Below are 17,668 nucleotides of genomic sequence, written 5' to 3' on the forward strand. Positions count from 1 at the left end.
TTTCCGGCCCGCCTCTGCGCCCGGGCCCCTGTGTCGGTCAGAACCATAGTTCGAATTCGCAAAGGGGGTATTATTGCCTTGTCCGCCAGAAGAGACCAAGATGCTGGCAGCATTCATTCTGCCTTTATTTGTCCGTCGCTTTATCCGTAGAGGAGTCACCATGTCCGCATCCCGTCTTGCCCTGCACCATCAAGGCCCCACCTTCTCCCGCCTCATCATGGGCTACTGGCGCCTGATGGAGTGGCAACTCTCCCCGGCCGCCCTGCTGGATCTGATGAAATACCACTTGGATCTCGGGATCACCACCATAGATCACGCCGATATCTACGGCGGTTACCAGTGCGAGGAGGCCTTCGGCCAGGCCCTGCGTCTGGAGCCCTCCCTGCGCAGCCGGATGGAGATTGTCAGCAAGTGCGGCATCGCCCTCACCGCCAAACCGGAACACGCCCTCAATCACTACAACACCAGCAAGGGCCACATCGTCGCCAGCGCCGAGGCCTCCTTGCAAAAGCTCGGCACCGATCACCTGGATCTGCTGCTGATCCACCGCCCCGATCCTCTGATGAATGCCGACGAGGTGGCCGAGGCCTTCATCAGCCTCAAGCAGGCGGGCAAGATCAAGCACGCCGGCGTCTCCAACTTCACTCCCCATCAGTTCAATCTGCTGCAATCCCGCCTGCCCTTCCCCCTGGTCACCAACCAGCTGGAGATCTCGCCGCTGCACCAGGAAGGGACACTGGATGGCGCCCTGGATCAGTGCCAGCAACTGGGCATCAAGCCCATGGCCTGGTCCTGCCTCGGTGGCGGACGGCTGTTCAACGATCCCGCCTATGCCCCGCTGCGGGCCGAGCTCGAGCAGATCCGCCAGGAGGTGGGGGCCCAGCACCTGGAGCAGGTGGTCTACGCCTGGGTGATGATGCTGCCGAGCCAGCCGCTGCCGCTCATCGGCTCGGGCAAGCGGGAGCGGATCGCCGCCGCCGTGGCGGCCGAGTCCATCGTGCTCAACCGCCAGCAGTGGTTCCGCATCCGCAAGGCAGCCCTGGGTTACGATGTGCCCTGATCCCGCCCGCCACTGAGCGGAGGCAAACAAAAACGGCATGGAGTGATCCATGCCGTTTTTCGTTATCGAGACGATTCAACGATGGCGCTGGGGGCGACCACGAGGTGCATCTGTCTTCGGTTTGGCCTGGTTAACTGTGATGGTCCGGCCACCTATTTCGGTGCCATGCAACTCGGCGATGGCCTTCTCGGCATCCCCGTTGACAGGCATTTCAATGAAGCCAAACCCCTTGGACTGACCGGTATCGCGATCGATGATGATATCGACCTTGTCTACCTGCCCAAATTGGCTGAACACGGTTGTCAGTTCGTCGGCCGTCATCCGGTACGACAGATTACCTACGTAAATCTTCATGCCATCCACTCTCGATTCAAGGTGCCTTCTCTATGCATCCACCGACCTGGAGTAAGGGCACAACCCCCCTGCCGGACCAGCCATGGCATCATGCCGTGGCACTCCCTGCTTCGAGGCCCAAGTCGTTGATCTCTTGGACTATCGGAGCAGGAAAGATCAATTCGAATCAGAGGGAGTATCTGAGCTTTGCGATAGATTGTCGAGAAAATAGTCAGGTTGGCTGCAGCGCGGCCAACAACCGGCTCAGGGCGCGGCGGCTGTGCCAGGCCCGTTTAAAACCGAAGCGATAGACGCCGGGGGCCACCTCATGGGTGCCTTCCCGGGTCAGACCCAGCAAGGCGGTGGCGTCGGCCAGGGCCTCCCCATCCAGCTCCAGATCCAGGCTGAAGTCGAGCCACTGACCGTCGTGTCCCACCTTGCGATCCCGCTCTATGCCCACCAGTGCCGCCCTCGGCAGGGCCAGGGCCCTGTCTTCGCCACCGTTGAGCAGATAGAGGTGATGGTCGTCCCAGGCGAGCTCCGCCAACCGCCAGCGCTGCCAGTTGCGCGGCAACACCATCATCACCAGCACTATGCCGCCAAACACCAGACCGACCCAGGGCAGCAGCCCCATCTCGGGATAACCCAGCAAGAGCGCGGCCACCACAGTCCCCAGGCTCGCCAGCAACAGGCAGATCATGACCCCGTAGAAGCGTCGCGCCGGGGGCATCAGCCAGTTCACTCCCCCCTGCGATGCCAGTTCACTGACTCTCATTTCATCCTCCTCAAATGATGGAAACGGCCCTGCCACATCGGCGTTGGCCCGCATTGTGCGCGAGCCCGCCCATGGGTTGCAACCGGCGCGGCGGCACGGATGACGACTGGCCGCCACTCTTGGTATGCTTGGGGCTGTCTGAGCCCGCCATCTTCAGGAGTCCCATGTTCGCCACTGCCCTGCTGCTCACCACCAGCGCCCTCTATGCAGAAGCCATCGGCGGCTACGCGGCCGGTTGCCTTAACAATGCCGTGGCCCTGCCGCTGACAGGACCCGGCTATCAGGTGATCCGCAGCAAGCGGCTGCGCTATTACGGTCACCCCGATCTCATTCACTACCTGCAGGGCCTGGCCAACCAGACCAGGCTGGCCGGCATGCCGGATCTCTATATTGCCGACCTCGCCATGGCGCGGGGCGGCCCCTTCACCTCTGGTCATCGCAGCCACCAGACCGGCCTCGATGCCGACATCTGGTTCCGGATGGCCGACAGGCCCATCAGCAAGTGGGAGCAGGATGCCCCCAAGGAGTGGGCGCTGATCGACGAGCCCAGTTACCGTATGCTGCCCGGCCGTTTCGGCCCCCGGCAGCTCAATCTGCTGCGCCTCGCCGCCAACAAGCCCGAGGTGGCGCGCATCTTCGTCAACCCCGTCATCAAGGCCGAGGTGTGCAAACGGGCGGCCGATGAACCCTGGGTCGCCAAGCTGCGCCCCTGGGTCGGCCACTTCAGCCACTTTCACGTCAGGTTGCGCTGCCCGGCGAACAACCCGGATTGCCAGCCCCAGGCCCCCATCCCCCCCGGCAACGGCTGCGATACCGAGCTGGCCTCCTGGCTCAAGGACAAGCCCCAGTTGCCCAAGGTCTCCATGAGCTACCGAGCCCCCGTCTTGCCGAAGCGTTGTGAGGGCTGACCACAAGCTGCTATGGTGAGCCGATATCCGTCAGAAATTTCAATGGAGAACAACAAGATGGCCACTTCACTCCGGCACAGGGCCACCCAGTGCCTGCTGACTTTCACCCTGCTGCTGGGATTGAGCGGGTGCGGCATGAACAACATTCCCACCCTGGATGAGCAGGTCAAGGCGAGCTGGGGGCAGGTCGAGAACCAGTACCAGCGCCGGGCCGATCTCATTCCCAACCTGGTGGCCACCGTCAAGGGGTACGCCAGCCACGAGCAGGAGACCCTCAAGGCGGTCACCGATGCCCGCGCCCGGGTCGGCAGCCTGCAGGTGAGCGATCCCTCCCAGCTCAAGACCTTTGAAGCGGCCCAGGATCAGCTCTCCAGCGCCCTCTCCCGCCTGATGGTGGTGGTGGAACGCTACCCGGACCTGAAAGCGGATCAGCAGTTCCTGACCCTGCTGGCCCAGCTGGAAGGCACCGAGAACCGCATCGCGGTGGCCAGGCGCGACTACATAGAGGCGGTACGCCAGTTCAATACCGAGATCCGCACCTTCCCGGGGGTCATCTGGTCCAAGCTGCTCTATTCGGATCTCGAGGCCAAGCCCAGCTTCAGCGCCAAGCCCGGTGCCGATGAGGCGCCCAAGGTCAGCTTCCAATGACGATGATGTTGCGCGCGCTGCTCCCCTTGCTGCTGCTCTGGACGGCGGCGCTGCACGCCGCCCCGGACTTTCCGCCGCTGAGCGGACGTGTGGTGGATGAGGCGGCCCTGATGTCACGCAAGCAGGCCCACCAGCTGACCCAGCAACTGGCCGCCTTCGAGAAACGCAGCGGCATCCAGCTGGTGGTGGTCTCCATCGACAGCCTGGATGGGGAGACCATAGAGGAGTACGGCTACCAGCTCGGCCGCCACTGGGGCATAGGCCAGAAGGACAAGAACAACGGCGTGCTGCTGTTGATCGCCCAGGATGAGCGCAAGGTGCGCATCGAGGTGGGCTATGGCCTGGAGGGCGCCCTGCCCGATGCCATCGCCGCCAACATCATCCAGACCCGGATCCTGCCCGCCTTCAAGCGCGGCGACATGGTGGCCGGCGTGGTGGCTGGCAGCCAGGGCATCATGCAGGCCCTGGCCGGGGAATACCAACCGGTGGGCAACGCCAGCAAGGAAGACAAGCTCGGCGGCCCCTGGCTGTTCATCCTGGTGGTGGTCGTGATGCTAGTGCTGCACCACCTGCGGGGAGGCGGTGGCGGCGGTGGTCGCGGCCGGCGCCGCGCCGCTTACCTGGCCGGCGGTTTCGGCGCCGGACGCTCCGGCGGTGGCTTTGGGGGCGGCGGCGGTTTCAGTGGCGGTGGTGGCAGTTTTGGGGGCGGTGGTGCCTCCGGTGGTTGGTAATCAGGGAGCAAGAGACAAGACAATGATTTCAAAACAGTTCTATCACACCTTGCAGGCCAGGGTACGACAAGCCGAGCAGGCCACGGACGCCGAGCTGGTCACAGTGCTGGCCCCCGCCAGCGATGGCTATCGCTACATCCCGACCCTGTGGGCCGCGCTGCTGGCCATGCTCACTCCCCTGCTGGTGTTCCAGCTCGGCTTCTGGCTCGGCTGGTACGAGATCCTGCTGGTGCAGTGGGCGGTCTGGCTGCTGCTGAGCCTGCTGTTCCACTGGACCCCCATCAAGATGCGGCTGATCCCGAAGAGCGTGCGTCAGCACAGGGCGGCCCTGATGGCCCGCCTGCAGTTTGTCGAGCAGGGACTGCACCGTACCCGCGACCGGCTCGGGGTGCTGATCTTCGTCTCTGTGGCGGAGCACTATGTGGAGATCCTGGTGGATGACGGCATCGCCCAGCACATAGACAACGCGCTGTGGCAACAGATCATCGACGACTTCGTGGTGCGGGTGCGCAACAAGGAGGTGGAACAGGGCTTCCTCGAGTGCGTGGATCGCACCAGCGCCATCCTGACCGATGCGTTTCCGGCCACCCGGGATCAAAACGAGTTGCCCGACAGCCTGATCATTTTGGACAAACCCTGAAGCGGCTTAAAAAACCGGCATTCTGTGCAAGGGATAGGCATTCGATAAAGATTCTGAAAAATAAGGGGAAAAGTGTTTGACCCCGAGTCAGCTTTCCCCTAAATTACGCCCCGTTCCAGCGCAACGGCGCAGCGAACGACGTGGTGATTGAACACGTTAAACAGCAGTCGAAAATTTGGTGAGGTATCCGAGAGGCTGCCCACCGACGAAGTCGGTAAGTAAGCACGCGCAGCGTGATCCGAAAGCCACTTCAAAGAAGTAAAAATTTGGTGAGGTGTCCGAGTGGCTGAAGGAGCACGCCTGGAAAGTGTGTATACGGCAACGTATCGAGGGTTCGAATCCCTCCCTCACCGCCAAATTATAAGAAACCGACCTCAGGGTCGGTTTTTTTGCATCTGGTGGCATAACAACACCCGATGCCGATGGAGGGAGGGTGAGAACCCTCGTCGGGTTCGAGCAGAGCAGCTTGCTGCGATGAACGGCCGCAGGCCGCCCCGAAGGGGTGAGCCACGCAGTGGCGAATCATCCCTCCCTCACCGCCAAATTATAAAAAACCGACCTCAGGGTCGGTTTTTTTGCATCTGGTGGCATAACAACACCCGATGCCGATGGAGGGAGGGTGAGAAGCCTCGTCGGGTTCGAGCAGAGCAGCTTGCTGCGATGAACGGCCAGAGGCCGCCCCGAAGGGGTGAGCCACGCAGTGGCGAATCATCCCTCCCTCACCGCCAAATTATAAAAAGCCGACCTCAGGGTCGGTTTTTTGCTTTCCGGCTGTTCGCTGACATCGACACCTTCCCCGGCTCGTATTCCCCTCCTCTTCCCTGCCCGCTCTCTACTTCTCTCTGCCTTAGCCAACCGCCTTCCCAATACGCCATCCGTGGTGGATCCCCTTAGGCAAGCCGATGGGGGTTCGTCCAGGAGCTATGCTTTTGGTCGCCCATGGAGGGAAGCCTTCGGCATCAGCCCGGCTGGCTCCTGGCAATCACATCTTTATTCAACAGGAGATAAAGCGATGAGCGAGCAACCCACCATAGTCCTGGTGCACGGCTTCTGGGGCGGCGCGGCGCACTGGGGCAAGGTCATAGTGGCGTTATCACGGCGGGGCTTCACCAAACTGAAGGCGGTTGAGCTGCCCCTCACCTCCCTGGCCGACGACGCCGAGCGAACCCGCAAGATGGTGGCCCAGCAGAGCGGCCCCGTGCTGCTCGTCGGCCACTCCTACGGTGGAGCCGTCATCACCGAGGCGGGCAACCTGCCCAACGTGATCGGCCTGGTCTATGTCGCCGCCTTCGCCCCGGATGCCGGTGAAAGTCCGGGCGCCCTCACCCAGAGCCTGCCGCCCGCAGCCATGGCCAACATAGCGCCCGACAGCGACGGCTATCTCTGGATAGTGGCGGACAAGTTTCACGAGAGTTTCTGCCAGGACTTGACCCCGGAGGAGGCCCTGGTGATGGCAGTGACCCAGAAGGCGCCGCTGGGGGGCACCTTTGGCAACAACATCACGGCGCCGGCCTGGAAGAAAAAACCAAGCTGGTATCAGATATCCAGCGAAGACCGCATGATCCACCCGGACAATCAGCAGAAAATGTCGTCACGCATCGCACCTCGCAAGACGGTGACGCTGGCGGCCAGCCACGCCTCCCTCGCCTCGCGAGCCGACGAGATAGCCTCCCTCATCGCGGAGGCGGCCAGCCAGGCTGATTGAAGGAGATCTGCGTCATCCCCGCGGCGCCGTAAGGGGCCTCGGGGATCCACTGGCACGGACAGGCTTCCCAGGCTGACCGGGTCGCTCGCCGGATTTCAACCTCTCCCCCCTGGCCCGCTCTCCCATCAGGGCCTCTTCCTCAATGACTGGTATCAAACGCACACTACCGCTCGCCCCATCAAGGTCCTCATGATCCCGCCATCCTGGCCGAAACAGGAGGGACAAGTTCATGATTCCGAGCCGTCCGATATTGCTCATCGATTGGATTTCATTTTGAAAAACTGATAGTTAAATGACTACACTAGCCACACACAACGCATAGGGATATGGATAGATGAGTCTTATTGGTTTGCTGCTGGCCCTGGCTGCCATCCTGGGTGGCAACATCATCGAGGGGGGACACCCCAGCGCCCTGCTCGATCTCCCCGCCTTTCTCATCGTGATCGGGGGCACAGTGGGTGCCGCCCTGACCCAATTCCCCTTCTCCGTGGTCGGCAAGACCTTCAAGCGTTTCAAGTGGCTCATCTCTCCCCTGCGCCTCGACATGCTGGAGCAGGCCCAGTTGCTGGAGACCCTGGCAGGCAACGCCCGGCGCAGCGGCATGCTGGCACTGGAGGGGATGATCGATGACATCAAGGATCCCTTCCTGAAAAAAGGGGTGCAGATGATGGTGGATGGCTACGAGAAGACCAAGATCCACGAGGTGCTGGAAAACGAGATCGAGTTCGAGCAGGAAGATCTCGAGCAGACCGTCAAATTCTACGAAGCCATGGGGGGCTACTGCCCGACCATGGGGATAGTCGGGGCCGTGTTCGGCCTCATTCACGCCATGGGGCTGCTGGATGCGCCGGACAAGCTCGGTGGCGCCATCGCGGTAGCCTTCATCGCCACCATCTACGGGGTCGGCGCCGCCAACCTGATCTTCCTGCCCTTTGGCAACCGCTACAAGGGCTTCGCCCACCAGATCCGCCACTACAAGGAGATGACCCTGACCGGCATCCTCTGCATAGTGGACGGCGAGTCACAACAGCGGCTGCAAGTGACCCTTGAACCCTACCTCGGAGGCCATGGTGGCGAAAAAGAAAAAGGCTGAAGCACCGGAGAACCATGAGCGCTGGCTGGTCTCCTATGCCGACTTCATGACCCTGCTGTTTGCCCTGTTCGTGGTGCTCTACTCCTTCGCCATGGCCAAGCAATCGGAGACCCGGGTGCTGATCCAGGGCTTTATCGAGTCTCTTGGCAAGATAGGCCTCATCTCTCTGCCCGCCGGCTCTCCCGTGATGCAGGGGGGGACCGGCATCCTGGAGCCGGAGTCCAAGACCACGCCGGGCACCTCCCAGAAGGAGGAGGTACTGGACACCCAGGCGCCGGCCGCCGCAGCCGATCCCTTCAACGAGACCATAGGCGCCTCGGAGAAACCCAGTGCCACCGAGTCATGGCCTCACAAGACCAAGGAGCAGGAGTGGGCCGCCCTCACCAAGCAAAAGCTGGATCAGCAGCTCAAGAGCCAGATTGAGTCCAAGGAGATCGAGGTGGAACAGCTCGGCAGCCAGCTGGTGATCCGCATCGGCGAGAAGACCCTGTTCCCGGCCGATTCGGCCTTCCTGCAGCCCCAGTTCATTCCCCTGGTCAACAAGGTCTCCGACGTGCTGGCCGATATTCCGGGCATGGTGGTGGTCACCGGCCACACAGACAACTCCCAGGCGCCGGTGGAGCTCTATCGCAACAACTGGGAACTGTCGGTGCTGCGGGCGGCCACCATAGTCCATACCCTGCTCACCAACCCCAAGCTGGACTCGCGGCGCGTCATCGCCCAGGGCGTGGCAGACACCCAGCCCCGCTTTGCCAACGACACTCCGGCCCATCGCCAGGCCAACCGCAGGGTGGAGATAGTGCTCTCCCAGGGCAAGGCGGCTGAACAAGCCCTCCCCCTCCTCGCCCCTTGATGAAAAGACCCCGCCATGCGGGGTCTTTCGTTTTGCCGATTAGTTTATTTCTCAAGCAGATCGGCTGTTTTCCCTGCCGGGTAAAGGCAATTGAAAATGATTCTCAAATGAGAAAATTGACCCCGCTAGCAAAACGCGATTTTCCTCCCGTTGATTAATAATTAATCCTTTGAAATGACATGTAAATCAGTATGGAACTGGCATAATACGTAGCATCCTTGTTAAGTCACATGATTAATTCGGTTGGGGAAAACACCTATGTTTGCTGATATTGCTGTCCAGCATTGGGCCTTTGCTGTCTACGTCATTGGGGCCATCTGCATCTGCCTGACCATGATAGGCGTCGCGGCCTTGCTGGGGGGACGAGCCTATGGCCGTGCCAAGAACAGGCCCTTCGAATCGGGTATCGATTCCGTCGGCAATGCCCGTCTGCGTTTCTCCGCCAAGTTCTACCTGGTCGCCATGTTCTTCGTCATCTTCGACGTCGAGGCACTCTATCTCTTCGCCTGGTCCGTCTCCGTTCGGGAGAGCGGCTGGGTCGGTTTCATCGAAGCCACCATCTTCATCACCCTGCTGCTGGTAGGCCTCATCTACCTGTGGCGCATCGGTGCTCTCGACTGGGCCCCGAAGAAACGCGTCCTGACTGACAAGAAGCCAGACTGATTTACCGATTATCCCTTTGAGGTTGCACCATGAAGTACACCCTGACCCGGATTGACCCGGATGCGCCCGTTGAGCGCTACCCCCAGGAACAGCGCCAGACCGTCGATGACCCGCTGGCGCAGCAGGCGACCCGCGGCATCATGATCGGGCGCCTCGAAGAGGTGCTGCAAGACACCGTCAACTGGGGCCGCAAGAACTCCCTCTGGCCCTACAACTTCGGCATCTCCTGCTGCTATGTGGAGATGTGTACCGCCTTCACCTCCCCCCATGACGTGGCCCGCTTCGGCGCCGAAGTCATCCGGGCTTCGCCCCGTCAGGCGGATTTCATGGTGATCGCCGGTACCCCCTTCATCAAGATGGCCCCCGTCATCCAGCGCCTCTATGAACAGCTGCTCGAACCCAAGTGGGTCATTTCCATGGGCGCCTGTGCCAACTCGGGCGGCATGTATGACATCTATTCCGTGGTGCAGGGGGTGGACAAGTTCCTGCCGGTCGACGTCTACATCCCGGGCTGCCCGCCCCGTCCCGAAGCCTTCCTGCAGGCCCTGATGCTGCTGCAGGACTCCATCGGCAAGGAACGCCGCCCCCTCTCCTGGGTGGTGGGTGATCAGGGGATCTACCGTCCCCAGATGCAGGCCGAGAAGGATCGCAAGCGGGAAGAGCGCATCCAAGTCACCAACCTGCGCACGCCGGATGAGATCTGATCATGAAACTGACTCGAGAATTCCCAAGCAACTACACCATGGCCCAGGGGCAGATGGCGGATCACGCCGATGCCCAGGTGGTCGGCGAGCTGTTCGCCCACTTCGGTGCTGAGCGCTTCACGGTGCAGAGCACCCGTACCGGGGTGCCGGTGATCTGGCTCTCCCGCGATCTGCTGCTGGACGTGATGGGCTTTTTGCAAAAGCTCCCCTCCCCCTTCGTGATGCTGTTTGACCTCAGCGCCACCGACGAGCGGATGCGCAGCCATCGCCACGGCCTGCCGGGCAGCGACTTCACCGTCTTCTATCACCTCATCTCCATCGACCGTAACGCCGATGTGATGCTGAAGGTGCCGCTGATGGAGAGCGATCTGCACCTGCCCACCGTCAGCCGCCACTTCCCCAACGCCAACTGGTACGAGCGGGAAGTCTGGGATCTGATGGGCATCACCTTCGACGGTCACCCCCATCTCACCCGCATCATGATGCCCAAGAGCTGGCAGGGACACCCGCTGCGCAAGGACTACCCGGCCCGCGCCACCGAGTTCGATCCCTTCATGCTCGATGCGGTCAAGCAGGATCAGGAGCAGGACAACCTGCTGTTCAAGCCGGAAGAGTGGGGCATGGCCCGTGGCAACGAGAACGAGGACTACATGTTCCTGAACCTCGGCCCGAACCACCCCTCGGCCCACGGCGCCTTCCGCCTGGTGCTGCAGCTCGACGGGGAAGAGATCCGCGACTGCGTGCCCGACATCGGCTATCACCACCGCGGTGCCGAGAAGATGGGCGAGCGCCAGTCCTGGCACAGCTACATCCCCTACACCGATCGGGTCGAGTACCTGGGCGGCGTGATGAACAACCTGCCCTATGTGCTGGCGGTCGAGAAGCTGGCGGGGATCAAGGTACCCAACCGGGTCGACATGATCCGGGTGATGATGGCGGAGCTGTTCCGCATCCAGAGCCACCTGCTGTTCCTTGGCACCTATATCCAGGACGTGGGGGCCATGACCCCGGTCTTCTTCACCTTCACCGACCGGCAGAAGATCTACACCATCATCGAGGCCATCACCGGCGCCCGTATGCACCCGGCCTGGTTCCGCATCGGCGGTGTGGCTCACGATCTGCCCATCGGCTGGGCCCGCCTCATCCAGGACAATCTGCTGAGCTGGCTGCCCAAGCGCTTGATGGAGTATGAGAAGGCCGCCATGCGCAACAGCATACTGCGCGGCCGCACCATAGGCGTCGCCGCCTACAACACGGCGCAGGCGCTCGCCTGGGGCACCACGGGGGGCGGTCTGCGGGCCACCGGCCTCAACTTCGACGTGCGCAAATGGCGCCCTTATTCCGGCTACGATCAGTTCGAGTTCGAGGTGCCGGTAGGCAGCAACGGGGATGCCTACGACCGCGCGACCGTGCGCATCGAGGAGATCCGCCAGAGCATGCGCATCATAGAGCAGTGCATGAAGAACATGCCGGAGGGGCCCTTCAAGGCGGATCACCCGCTCACCACGCCGCCACCCAAAGAGCGCACCCTGCAGGACATCGAGACCCTGATCACCCACTTCCTGCAAGTGTCATGGGGCCCGGTGATGCCGGCCGCCGAGTCCTTCCAGATGATAGAGGCGACCAAGGGCATCAACAGCTACTACCTGACCAGCGACGGCTCCACCATGAGCTACCGGACCCGGATCCGGACCCCGAGCTTTGCCCACCTGCAGCAGATCCCCTCGGTGATCCGCGGCCAGATGGTGTCGGACCTCATCGTCTACCTGGGCAGTATCGATTTCGTTATGTCAGATGTGGATCGTTGAGTCCTCTCGCCCCGACAGACGGGGCGAAGGGCAAGACGCGCAGTAAAGGGAAAAGCCACAAAAGGTCAAGTCATGAGCCAATGTCAGTGTCACAATAACCAGACCCCCCAAGGGCAAGGGGCATGCAGCAGCAAACAGGGCGATTTCGTCCTGAGCCAGGCTGAGCGCGATGCCATCGAACATGAGAAACACCACTACGAAGATCCCCGTGCCGCCAGCATAGAAGCGCTCAAGATAGTGCAGCAGACCCGCGGCTGGGTGCCCGACGGCGCCATTCACGCCATCGGTGCCGAGCTCGGCATCCCCGCCAGCGACGTGGAGGGGGTCGCCACCTTCTACAGCCAGATCTTCCGCCAGCCGGTGGGTCGCCACATCATCCGCGTCTGCGACAGCATGGTCTGCTACATCAACGGCCACGAGCAGCTGCTGGCCGGTCTGAAAGAGGTCGTCAATCTGGCCCCCGGCCAGACCTCCCCGGATGGCCGCTTCACCCTGCTACCGGTCTGCTGCCTCGGCAACTGCGACAAGGGGCCGGCCATCATGATCGATGACGACACCTATGGCGGACTCGATCCGGTGACGTTGCTGAAAACCCTGGAGGCTTACCCATGAGCATTCAGCCAGGCAAGACACTCGCCTCCCTCGGCACCGCCAACCGCATTGCCCGCGCCCCCGAGACTCATCCCCTCACCTGGCGGCTGCGGGATGACGGCCAGCCGGTGTGGCTCGAGGAGTATCAGGCCAAGCAAGGCTATGAGGCCGCCCGCAAGGCACTGGGCCAGATGAGCCCGGATGAGATCGTCAGCACCGTCAAGGACGCCGGCCTCAAGGGGCGCGGCGGCGCCGGCTTCTCCACCGGGGTGAAGTGGGGCCTGATGCCCAAGGACGAGAGCATGAACATCCGTTACCTGCTCTGCAACGCCGACGAGATGGAGCCGAACACCTACAAGGATCGGCTGCTGATGGAGCAGCTGCCCCACCTGCTGATCGAGGGGATGATCATCAGTGCCCGGGCCCTCAAGGCCTATCGCGGCTACATCTTCCTGCGCGGCGAGTACGTGGATGCCGCCATCCACCTGCGCCGCGCGGTGGAAGAGGCCAAGGCCGCGGGGCTGCTTGGCAAGAACATCCTGGGCTCGGGTTTTGACTTCGAGCTATTCGTCCACACCGGCGCCGGCCGCTACATCTGTGGCGAAGAGACGGCGCTCATCAACTCCCTGGAAGGACGGCGCGCCAACCCGCGGGCCAAGCCCCCCTTCCCCGCCGTTTCCGGCGTCTGGGGCAAGCCCACCTGCGTCAACAACGTCGAGACCCTGTGCAACGTGCCCGCCATCATCGGCAACGGCGTCCCCTGGTATCAGGGGCTGGCGCTGCCGGGGTCGGAAGATCACGGTACCAAGCTGATGGGCTTCTCCGGCAAGGTGAACAACCCCGGCCTCTGGGAGCTGCCGTTCGGCATCACAGCCCGCGAGCTGTTCGAAGAGTACGCAGGCGGCATGAAGGCTGGCTATCGCCTCAAGGCCTGGCAACCTGGTGGCGCCGGCACCGGCTTCCTGCTGCCCGAGCATCTGGATGCCCAGATGTATGCAGGCGGCATCGGCAAGGTGGGCACCCGCATGGGCACCGGCCTCGCCATGGCGGTGGATGACAGCATCAACATGGTCGGACTCTTGCGCAACATGGAGGAGTTCTTCGCCCGCGAATCCTGCGGCTGGTGCACCCCCTGCCGCGACGGCCTGCCCTGGAGCGTCAAGATCCTGCGGGCCCTGGAGCGAGGCGAAGGGCAACCCGAGGATCTCGCCACCCTGGAGCAGCTGGTCAGCTTCCTGGGGCCAGGCAAGACCTTCTGTGCCCATGCCCCCGGCGCCGTCGAGCCCCTTGGCAGTGCCATGAAGTACTTCCGGTCCGAGTTCGAGGCCGGGGTCAAGGCCCCCCACGACAATCACAAGCTGTTCAAGGGTATCCAGCCCAATCTGCTGGGCGAGCGCTGGTAATACGCCAGGACGCATCGGGCAATAGCCGATTTCACAAAACAGGTTTCAGGGAAGTTGTATGGCAACCATTCATGTAGACGGTAAAGAGTTCGAGGTAGACGGGGCAGACAACCTGCTGCAAGCCTGTCTGTCGCTGGGTCTGGACGTCCCCTATTTTTGCTGGCACCCGGCGCTCGGCAGCGTCGGCGCCTGCCGCCAGTGCGCGGTCAAACAGTACCAGAATGCCGACGACAAGCGCGGCCGCCTGGTCATGTCCTGCATGACCCCCTCCACCGATGGCACCTATATCTCCATCGAGGACGAAGAGGCGAAGGAGTTTCGCAAGACGGTGGTGGAGTGGCAGATGACCAACCACCCCCACGACTGTCCGGTGTGCGAAGAGGGTGGCGCCTGCCACCTGCAGGACATGACGGTGATGACGGGCCACAACAGCCGCCGCTACCGCTTCACCAAGCGCACCCACCAGAATCAGGATCTCGGCCCCTTCATCAACCACGAGATGAACCGCTGCATCGCCTGCTATCGCTGCGTGCGCTACTACAAGGATTACGCCGGCGGCGAGGATCTGGGGGTCTATGGCGCCCACGACAACGTCTACTTCGGCCGGGTCGAGGATGGCACCCTGGAGAGCGAGTTCTCCGGCAACCTGGTGGAGGTCTGCCCCACCGGCGTCTTCACCGACAAGACCCACTCCGAGCGCTACAACCGCAAGTGGGACATGCAGTTCGCCCCCAGCATCTGCCAGCAGTGCTCGGTCGGCTGCAACATCAGCCCGGGAGAGCGCTACGGCGAGCTGCGCCGCATCGAGAACCGCTTCCACGGCGCCCTGAACCACTACTTCCTCTGTGATCGTGGCCGCTTCGGTTACGGCTATGTCAACCAGGCCGACCGCCCGCGCCAACCCCTGCTGCAGGATGGCAATGACAAGCTGGCCATCACGGTGGATGGCGCCCTCAACCGCGCCGCCGATGCCCTGCGCACCGCAAGCGGCATCATCGGCATCGGCTCGCCGCGCGCCTCGCTCGAGAGCAACTTCGCCCTGCGCGAGCTGGTGGGCGCCGCCAACTTCTACGCAGGCGTCGAGCAGAGCGAATGGGCCTGCCTGCAGAAGATGCTGCATGTGCTGCATCAGGGCGGGGTACGTACCCCCAGCCTTAGGGACATGGAAGAGGCAGACGCCGTCCTGGTGCTGGGCGAAGATGTCACCCAGACCGCCGCCCGCATCGCCCTGGCCCTGCGCCAGGCGGTCAAGGGCAAGGGACGCGAAATAGCCCGCAAGCTGAAGGTGGATCTCTGGCAGGTCGCCGCGGTGCAGACGCTGGCTCAGAATGAGCGCTACCCCTTGCTCATCACCAGCCTGGATCAGACCCGTCTCGACGACGTGGCCGCCGATACACTGCACGCCCCCCACGCCGATCAGGCCCGCCTCGGCTTTGCCATCGCCCACCTGCTCGACGGCTTGGCCCCTGCCCCGCAGGATCTGGACGCCGATCAGCTGGCCCAAGCCAGCCGCTGGGCCGAGCTGCTCGGCAATGCCAAGAAGCCCCTCATCATCGCAGGCAATGGTGCCCGCAACGAGGCGCTGATCGAGGCGGCCAGCAACATAGCTCACGCCCTCAAGGGTCGCGGCCAGGCCGTGGAGCTGGCGCTGGTCGCGCAGGAGGCCAACAGCCTGGGGCTGGCCATGCTGGCCGGCAACGCCGCCCCGCTGGAAGCCGCCCTCGAGCGCATCGAAGGGAGCGAGTCCCTTGCCTTGATCACCCTGGAGAACGATCTCTATCGCCGCGCCCCCCGCAACCGGGTCGATGGCGCCATCAAGCGCCTGCAGCATCTGCTGGTGGTGGATCATCAGGACACCGGCACCGCCCGGCAGGCCCACCTGGTGCTGCCTGCCGCCAGCTTCGCGGAGGCCGATGGCACTGTGGTGAACATGGAAGGCCGCGCCCAGCGCTTCTTCCAGGTCTATGCCCCCGCCTTCTACGACGCCGACATCCAGGTGCGCGAAGGCTGGCGCTGGCTGGCCGCGCTGCAAGGCATGCTGGACGGCAAGTCCCCGCGCTGGAGCACCTTCGACGAGGTGAGTGCAGCCTGCGCCGCCTCTGCCCCGCTGCTGGTCACCATGCGCGAAGCCGCCCCCAACGCGGGTCTGCGCATCCGCGGCATGAAGCTCGCCCGCGAGCCGCACCGCTACAGCGGCCGCACCTCCATGCTGGCGGATCAGAACGTGAGCGAGCCCCGTGTGGCGCAAGATCCCGACTCCCCGTTCGCCTTCTCCATGGAAGGCTATGCCGGTGCCCGCCAGCCCCTGCAACAGGTGCCGTTCGCCTGGGCACCGGGCTGGAACTCTCCCTCTGCCTGGAACAAGTTCCAGGACGAGGTGGGTGGCAGCCTGCGGGCCGGCGATCCCGGTCGTCGCCTGCTGGAGCCAGGCAGCGAGTCCCTCGGCTGGTTCGACACCATTCCCGCCCCCTTCAGGGCAGAGGCAGCCCTGCAGGTGGTCAGTTATGACCAGCTGTTCGGTGGCGATGAGCTCTCCGCCCGCAGCCCCGTCATCCAGGCCCGCATGGGGGACCCCGAGCTGGTGCTGAACCCGGCCGACGCCACCCGTTTGGCCCTTCATGCCGGCAATCTGGTGGCCTTCTCCTGGGGAGGTCACCACTGGCGGCTGCGCCTTCGGATCAGCGAGCGGCTGGCACCAGGCCTGCTCGGCCTGCCCCTGGGGGCCCATGGTCTGCCGACTGCGCTGCACCAGGCCTATGTGACTGACTTGCAGGAGGCCATCGCATGAGCAATGAGCTGATCGATCTGTTGCTGGAGGTAGGCAAAGCCTTGATCGTGCTGGTGGGGATCGTGGGGGCTGGCGCCTTCATGAGTTTCATCGAGCGCCGTCTGCTGGCGCTCTGGCAAGACAGGTACGGCCCCAACCGGGTGGGCCCCTTCGGCCTGCTGCAACTGGCGGCCGACATGGTCAAGATGTTCTTCAAGGAGGACTGGATCCCGCCGTTCGCGGATCGCCGGATCTTCGTGCTGGCCCCCATCATCGCCTTTACCGCCTTCATCCTGGCGTTTGCGGTGGTGCCCATCACCCCCACCTGGGGCGTGGCGGATCTCAACGTGGGGCTGCTCTACATCCTGGCCATCGCAGGGCTTGCAGTCTATGCCGTGCTGTTCGCCGGCTGGTCGAGCAACAACAAGTACTCCCTGCTCGGCAGCCTGCGCGCCTCGGCCCAGACCCTCTCCTACGAGGTGTTCCTCGGCCTGTCGCTCATGGGCATCGTCATCCAGACCGGCAGCTTCAACCTGCGGGATATAGTGGAAGCGCAAGCCGGTTTGTGGAACGTGATCCCCCAGTTCCTGGGCTTCATCACCTTCCTGTTTGCCGGGGTTGCCGTCACCCACCGCCACCCGTTTGACCAGCCGGAGGCCGAGCAGGAGCTCGCCGACGGCTATCACATCGAGTACGCGGGCATGAAGTGGGGTCTGTTCTTCGTGGGCGAGTACATCGGCATAGTGCTGATCTCCTCCCTCATCGTGACCCTCTTCTTCGGTGGCTGGCACGGCCCCTGGCTGCCGCCCTTCATCTGGTTTGCCCTGAAGACCGCCTGTTTCATGGTGTTCTTCATCCTGCTGCGGGCCTCCCTGCCCCGCCCGCGCTTTGACCAGGTGATGTCCTTTGGCTGGAAAGTCTGCTTACCGCTTACCTTGCTCAACATGCTGGTAACCGGCGCCGTCGTGCTTATGAACGTGCAGTGA

General features: G+C 63.0%; 17 protein-coding genes, 1 tRNA gene and 2 other RNA genes. 18 read left to right on the plus strand and 2 right to left on the minus strand.

From position 1 onward, the window contains the following. Positions 1–160 precede the first annotated feature (160 nt). A complete protein-coding gene (locus ACWPWQ_RS09695; protein WP_454009659.1) occupies positions 161–1,060 on the plus strand; it encodes an aldo/keto reductase in 900 nt (299 codons plus the stop codon). A 75-nt stretch (positions 1,061–1,135) separates the two neighbouring features. Here the strand turns inward: ACWPWQ_RS09695 and ACWPWQ_RS09700 are convergent, their stop codons facing one another. Continuing rightward, positions 1,136–1,414, minus strand: a complete 279-nt coding sequence (locus ACWPWQ_RS09700) for an RNA recognition motif domain-containing protein (protein WP_162519307.1) — start codon at positions 1,412–1,414, stop codon at positions 1,136–1,138. 211 nt (positions 1,415–1,625) lie between these two features. Beyond that, a complete protein-coding gene (locus ACWPWQ_RS09705; RefSeq protein WP_454009660.1) occupies positions 1,626–2,168 on the minus strand; it encodes a hypothetical protein in 543 nt (180 codons plus the stop codon). 164 nt (positions 2,169–2,332) lie between these two features. Here ACWPWQ_RS09705 and mepA point away from each other — a divergent pair, with 164 nt between their 5' ends. The 17 genes from mepA to nuoH all read left to right on the plus strand — a co-directional run bounded on the left by mepA (position 2,333) and on the right by nuoH (position 17,668). Next, on the plus strand, positions 2,333–3,076 hold the full coding sequence (gene mepA / locus ACWPWQ_RS09710; RefSeq protein WP_454009661.1) for a penicillin-insensitive murein endopeptidase: 744 nt from the start codon (positions 2,333–2,335) through the stop codon (positions 3,074–3,076). Positions 3,077–3,118: 42 nt separating this feature from the next. After that, on the plus strand, positions 3,119–3,724 hold the full coding sequence (locus ACWPWQ_RS09715; RefSeq protein ID WP_454009662.1) for a LemA family protein: 606 nt from the start codon (positions 3,119–3,121) through the stop codon (positions 3,722–3,724). After that, the gene (locus tag ACWPWQ_RS09720; RefSeq protein ID WP_454009663.1) at positions 3,721–4,455 is read left to right on the plus strand and encodes a TPM domain-containing protein; all 735 of its coding nucleotides are present in this window, start codon (positions 3,721–3,723) and stop codon (positions 4,453–4,455) included. The genes ACWPWQ_RS09715 and ACWPWQ_RS09720 overlap by 4 nt, the downstream gene beginning before the upstream one ends. 22 nt (positions 4,456–4,477) lie before the next feature. Further along, the gene (locus ACWPWQ_RS09725; RefSeq protein WP_454009664.1) at positions 4,478–5,095 is read left to right on the plus strand and encodes a TPM domain-containing protein; all 618 of its coding nucleotides are present in this window, start codon (positions 4,478–4,480) and stop codon (positions 5,093–5,095) included. 268 nt (positions 5,096–5,363) lie between these two features. Then, a tRNA-Ser gene (locus ACWPWQ_RS09730) sits at positions 5,364–5,451 on the plus strand. Between the two features lie 57 nt (positions 5,452–5,508). Next, positions 5,509–5,637: non-coding RNA, RtT sRNA (locus tag ACWPWQ_RS09735), on the plus strand. 57 nt (positions 5,638–5,694) lie between these two features. Further along, positions 5,695–5,823, plus strand: a non-coding RNA gene (locus ACWPWQ_RS09740) — RtT sRNA. Between the two features lie 284 nt (positions 5,824–6,107). Then, positions 6,108–6,800: an alpha/beta hydrolase gene (locus tag ACWPWQ_RS09745; RefSeq protein ID WP_454009665.1), complete on the plus strand. Its 693-nt coding sequence runs from the start codon at positions 6,108–6,110 to the stop codon at positions 6,798–6,800. Between the two features lie 334 nt (positions 6,801–7,134). Continuing rightward, entirely contained in the window at positions 7,135–7,893 is a 759-nt protein-coding gene (locus ACWPWQ_RS09750) for a flagellar motor protein (protein ID WP_025327212.1), read from the plus strand. Beyond that, a complete protein-coding gene (locus tag ACWPWQ_RS09755) occupies positions 7,868–8,746 on the plus strand; it encodes a flagellar motor protein MotB (protein ID WP_182310796.1) in 879 nt (292 codons plus the stop codon). Before ACWPWQ_RS09750 ends, ACWPWQ_RS09755 begins: the two co-directional genes overlap by 26 nt. 258 nt (positions 8,747–9,004) lie before the next feature. Further along, on the plus strand, positions 9,005–9,409 hold the full coding sequence (locus ACWPWQ_RS09760) for an NADH-quinone oxidoreductase subunit A (RefSeq protein ID WP_025327214.1): 405 nt from the start codon (positions 9,005–9,007) through the stop codon (positions 9,407–9,409). Positions 9,410–9,438: 29 nt separating this feature from the next. Next, positions 9,439–10,113 carry a NuoB/complex I 20 kDa subunit family protein gene (locus tag ACWPWQ_RS09765; protein WP_025327215.1) on the plus strand — a complete coding sequence of 225 codons (675 nt, stop codon included), beginning with the start codon at positions 9,439–9,441 and terminating at the stop codon, positions 10,111–10,113. Between the two features lie 2 nt (positions 10,114–10,115). Next, positions 10,116–11,921, plus strand: coding sequence for an NADH-quinone oxidoreductase subunit C/D (gene nuoC / locus ACWPWQ_RS09770; protein WP_454009666.1), 1,806 nt, complete (start codon positions 10,116–10,118; stop codon positions 11,919–11,921). Between the two features lie 72 nt (positions 11,922–11,993). Continuing rightward, positions 11,994–12,533, plus strand: a complete 540-nt coding sequence (nuoE, locus tag ACWPWQ_RS09775; protein WP_454009667.1) for an NADH-quinone oxidoreductase subunit NuoE — start codon at positions 11,994–11,996, stop codon at positions 12,531–12,533. After that, a complete protein-coding gene (nuoF, locus tag ACWPWQ_RS09780) occupies positions 12,530–13,915 on the plus strand; it encodes an NADH-quinone oxidoreductase subunit NuoF (protein WP_202045926.1) in 1,386 nt (461 codons plus the stop codon). The genes nuoE and nuoF overlap by 4 nt, the downstream gene beginning before the upstream one ends. A 58-nt stretch (positions 13,916–13,973) precedes the next feature. After that, complete coding sequence (nuoG, locus tag ACWPWQ_RS09785; RefSeq protein ID WP_454009668.1) at positions 13,974–16,703, plus strand: NADH-quinone oxidoreductase subunit NuoG; 2,730 nt, start codon at positions 13,974–13,976, stop codon at positions 16,701–16,703. Beyond that, entirely contained in the window at positions 16,700–17,668 is a 969-nt protein-coding gene (nuoH, locus tag ACWPWQ_RS09790) for an NADH-quinone oxidoreductase subunit NuoH (RefSeq protein WP_025327220.1), read from the plus strand. Before nuoG ends, nuoH begins: the two co-directional genes overlap by 4 nt.

The organism is Aeromonas sp. Marseille-Q7275, assembly GCF_965119515.1.

What these genes read in the sequence shown, in the direction of transcription:
- ACWPWQ_RS09755 (WP_182310796.1), top strand. Translation starts at nt 7,868, where the DNA reads ATGGTGGCGAAAAAGAAAAAGGCTGAAGCACCGGAGAACCATGAGCGC.
- nuoE (WP_454009667.1), top strand. Translation starts at nt 11,994, where the DNA reads ATGAGCCAATGTCAGTGTCACAATAACCAGACCCCCCAAGGGCAAGGG.
- ACWPWQ_RS09745 (WP_454009665.1), top strand. Translation starts at nt 6,108, where the DNA reads ATGAGCGAGCAACCCACCATAGTCCTGGTGCACGGCTTCTGGGGCGGC.
- nuoH (WP_025327220.1), top strand. Translation starts at nt 16,700, where the DNA reads ATGAGCAATGAGCTGATCGATCTGTTGCTGGAGGTAGGCAAAGCCTTG.
- ACWPWQ_RS09715 (WP_454009662.1), top strand. Translation starts at nt 3,119, where the DNA reads ATGGAGAACAACAAGATGGCCACTTCACTCCGGCACAGGGCCACCCAG.
- nuoC (WP_454009666.1), top strand. Translation starts at nt 10,116, where the DNA reads ATGAAACTGACTCGAGAATTCCCAAGCAACTACACCATGGCCCAGGGG.
- ACWPWQ_RS09700 (WP_162519307.1), bottom strand. Translation starts at nt 1,414, where the DNA reads ATGAAGATTTACGTAGGTAATCTGTCGTACCGGATGACGGCCGACGAA.
- mepA (WP_454009661.1), top strand. Translation starts at nt 2,333, where the DNA reads ATGTTCGCCACTGCCCTGCTGCTCACCACCAGCGCCCTCTATGCAGAA.
- ACWPWQ_RS09760 (WP_025327214.1), top strand. Translation starts at nt 9,005, where the DNA reads ATGTTTGCTGATATTGCTGTCCAGCATTGGGCCTTTGCTGTCTACGTC.
- nuoG (WP_454009668.1), top strand. Translation starts at nt 13,974, where the DNA reads ATGGCAACCATTCATGTAGACGGTAAAGAGTTCGAGGTAGACGGGGCA.
- ACWPWQ_RS09720 (WP_454009663.1), top strand. Translation starts at nt 3,721, where the DNA reads ATGACGATGATGTTGCGCGCGCTGCTCCCCTTGCTGCTGCTCTGGACG.
- nuoF (WP_202045926.1), top strand. Translation starts at nt 12,530, where the DNA reads ATGAGCATTCAGCCAGGCAAGACACTCGCCTCCCTCGGCACCGCCAAC.
- ACWPWQ_RS09750 (WP_025327212.1), top strand. Translation starts at nt 7,135, where the DNA reads ATGAGTCTTATTGGTTTGCTGCTGGCCCTGGCTGCCATCCTGGGTGGC.
- ACWPWQ_RS09725 (WP_454009664.1), top strand. Translation starts at nt 4,478, where the DNA reads ATGATTTCAAAACAGTTCTATCACACCTTGCAGGCCAGGGTACGACAA.
- ACWPWQ_RS09765 (WP_025327215.1), top strand. Translation starts at nt 9,439, where the DNA reads ATGAAGTACACCCTGACCCGGATTGACCCGGATGCGCCCGTTGAGCGC.
- ACWPWQ_RS09705 (WP_454009660.1), bottom strand. Translation starts at nt 2,168, where the DNA reads ATGAGAGTCAGTGAACTGGCATCGCAGGGGGGAGTGAACTGGCTGATG.
- ACWPWQ_RS09695 (WP_454009659.1), top strand. Translation starts at nt 161, where the DNA reads ATGTCCGCATCCCGTCTTGCCCTGCACCATCAAGGCCCCACCTTCTCC.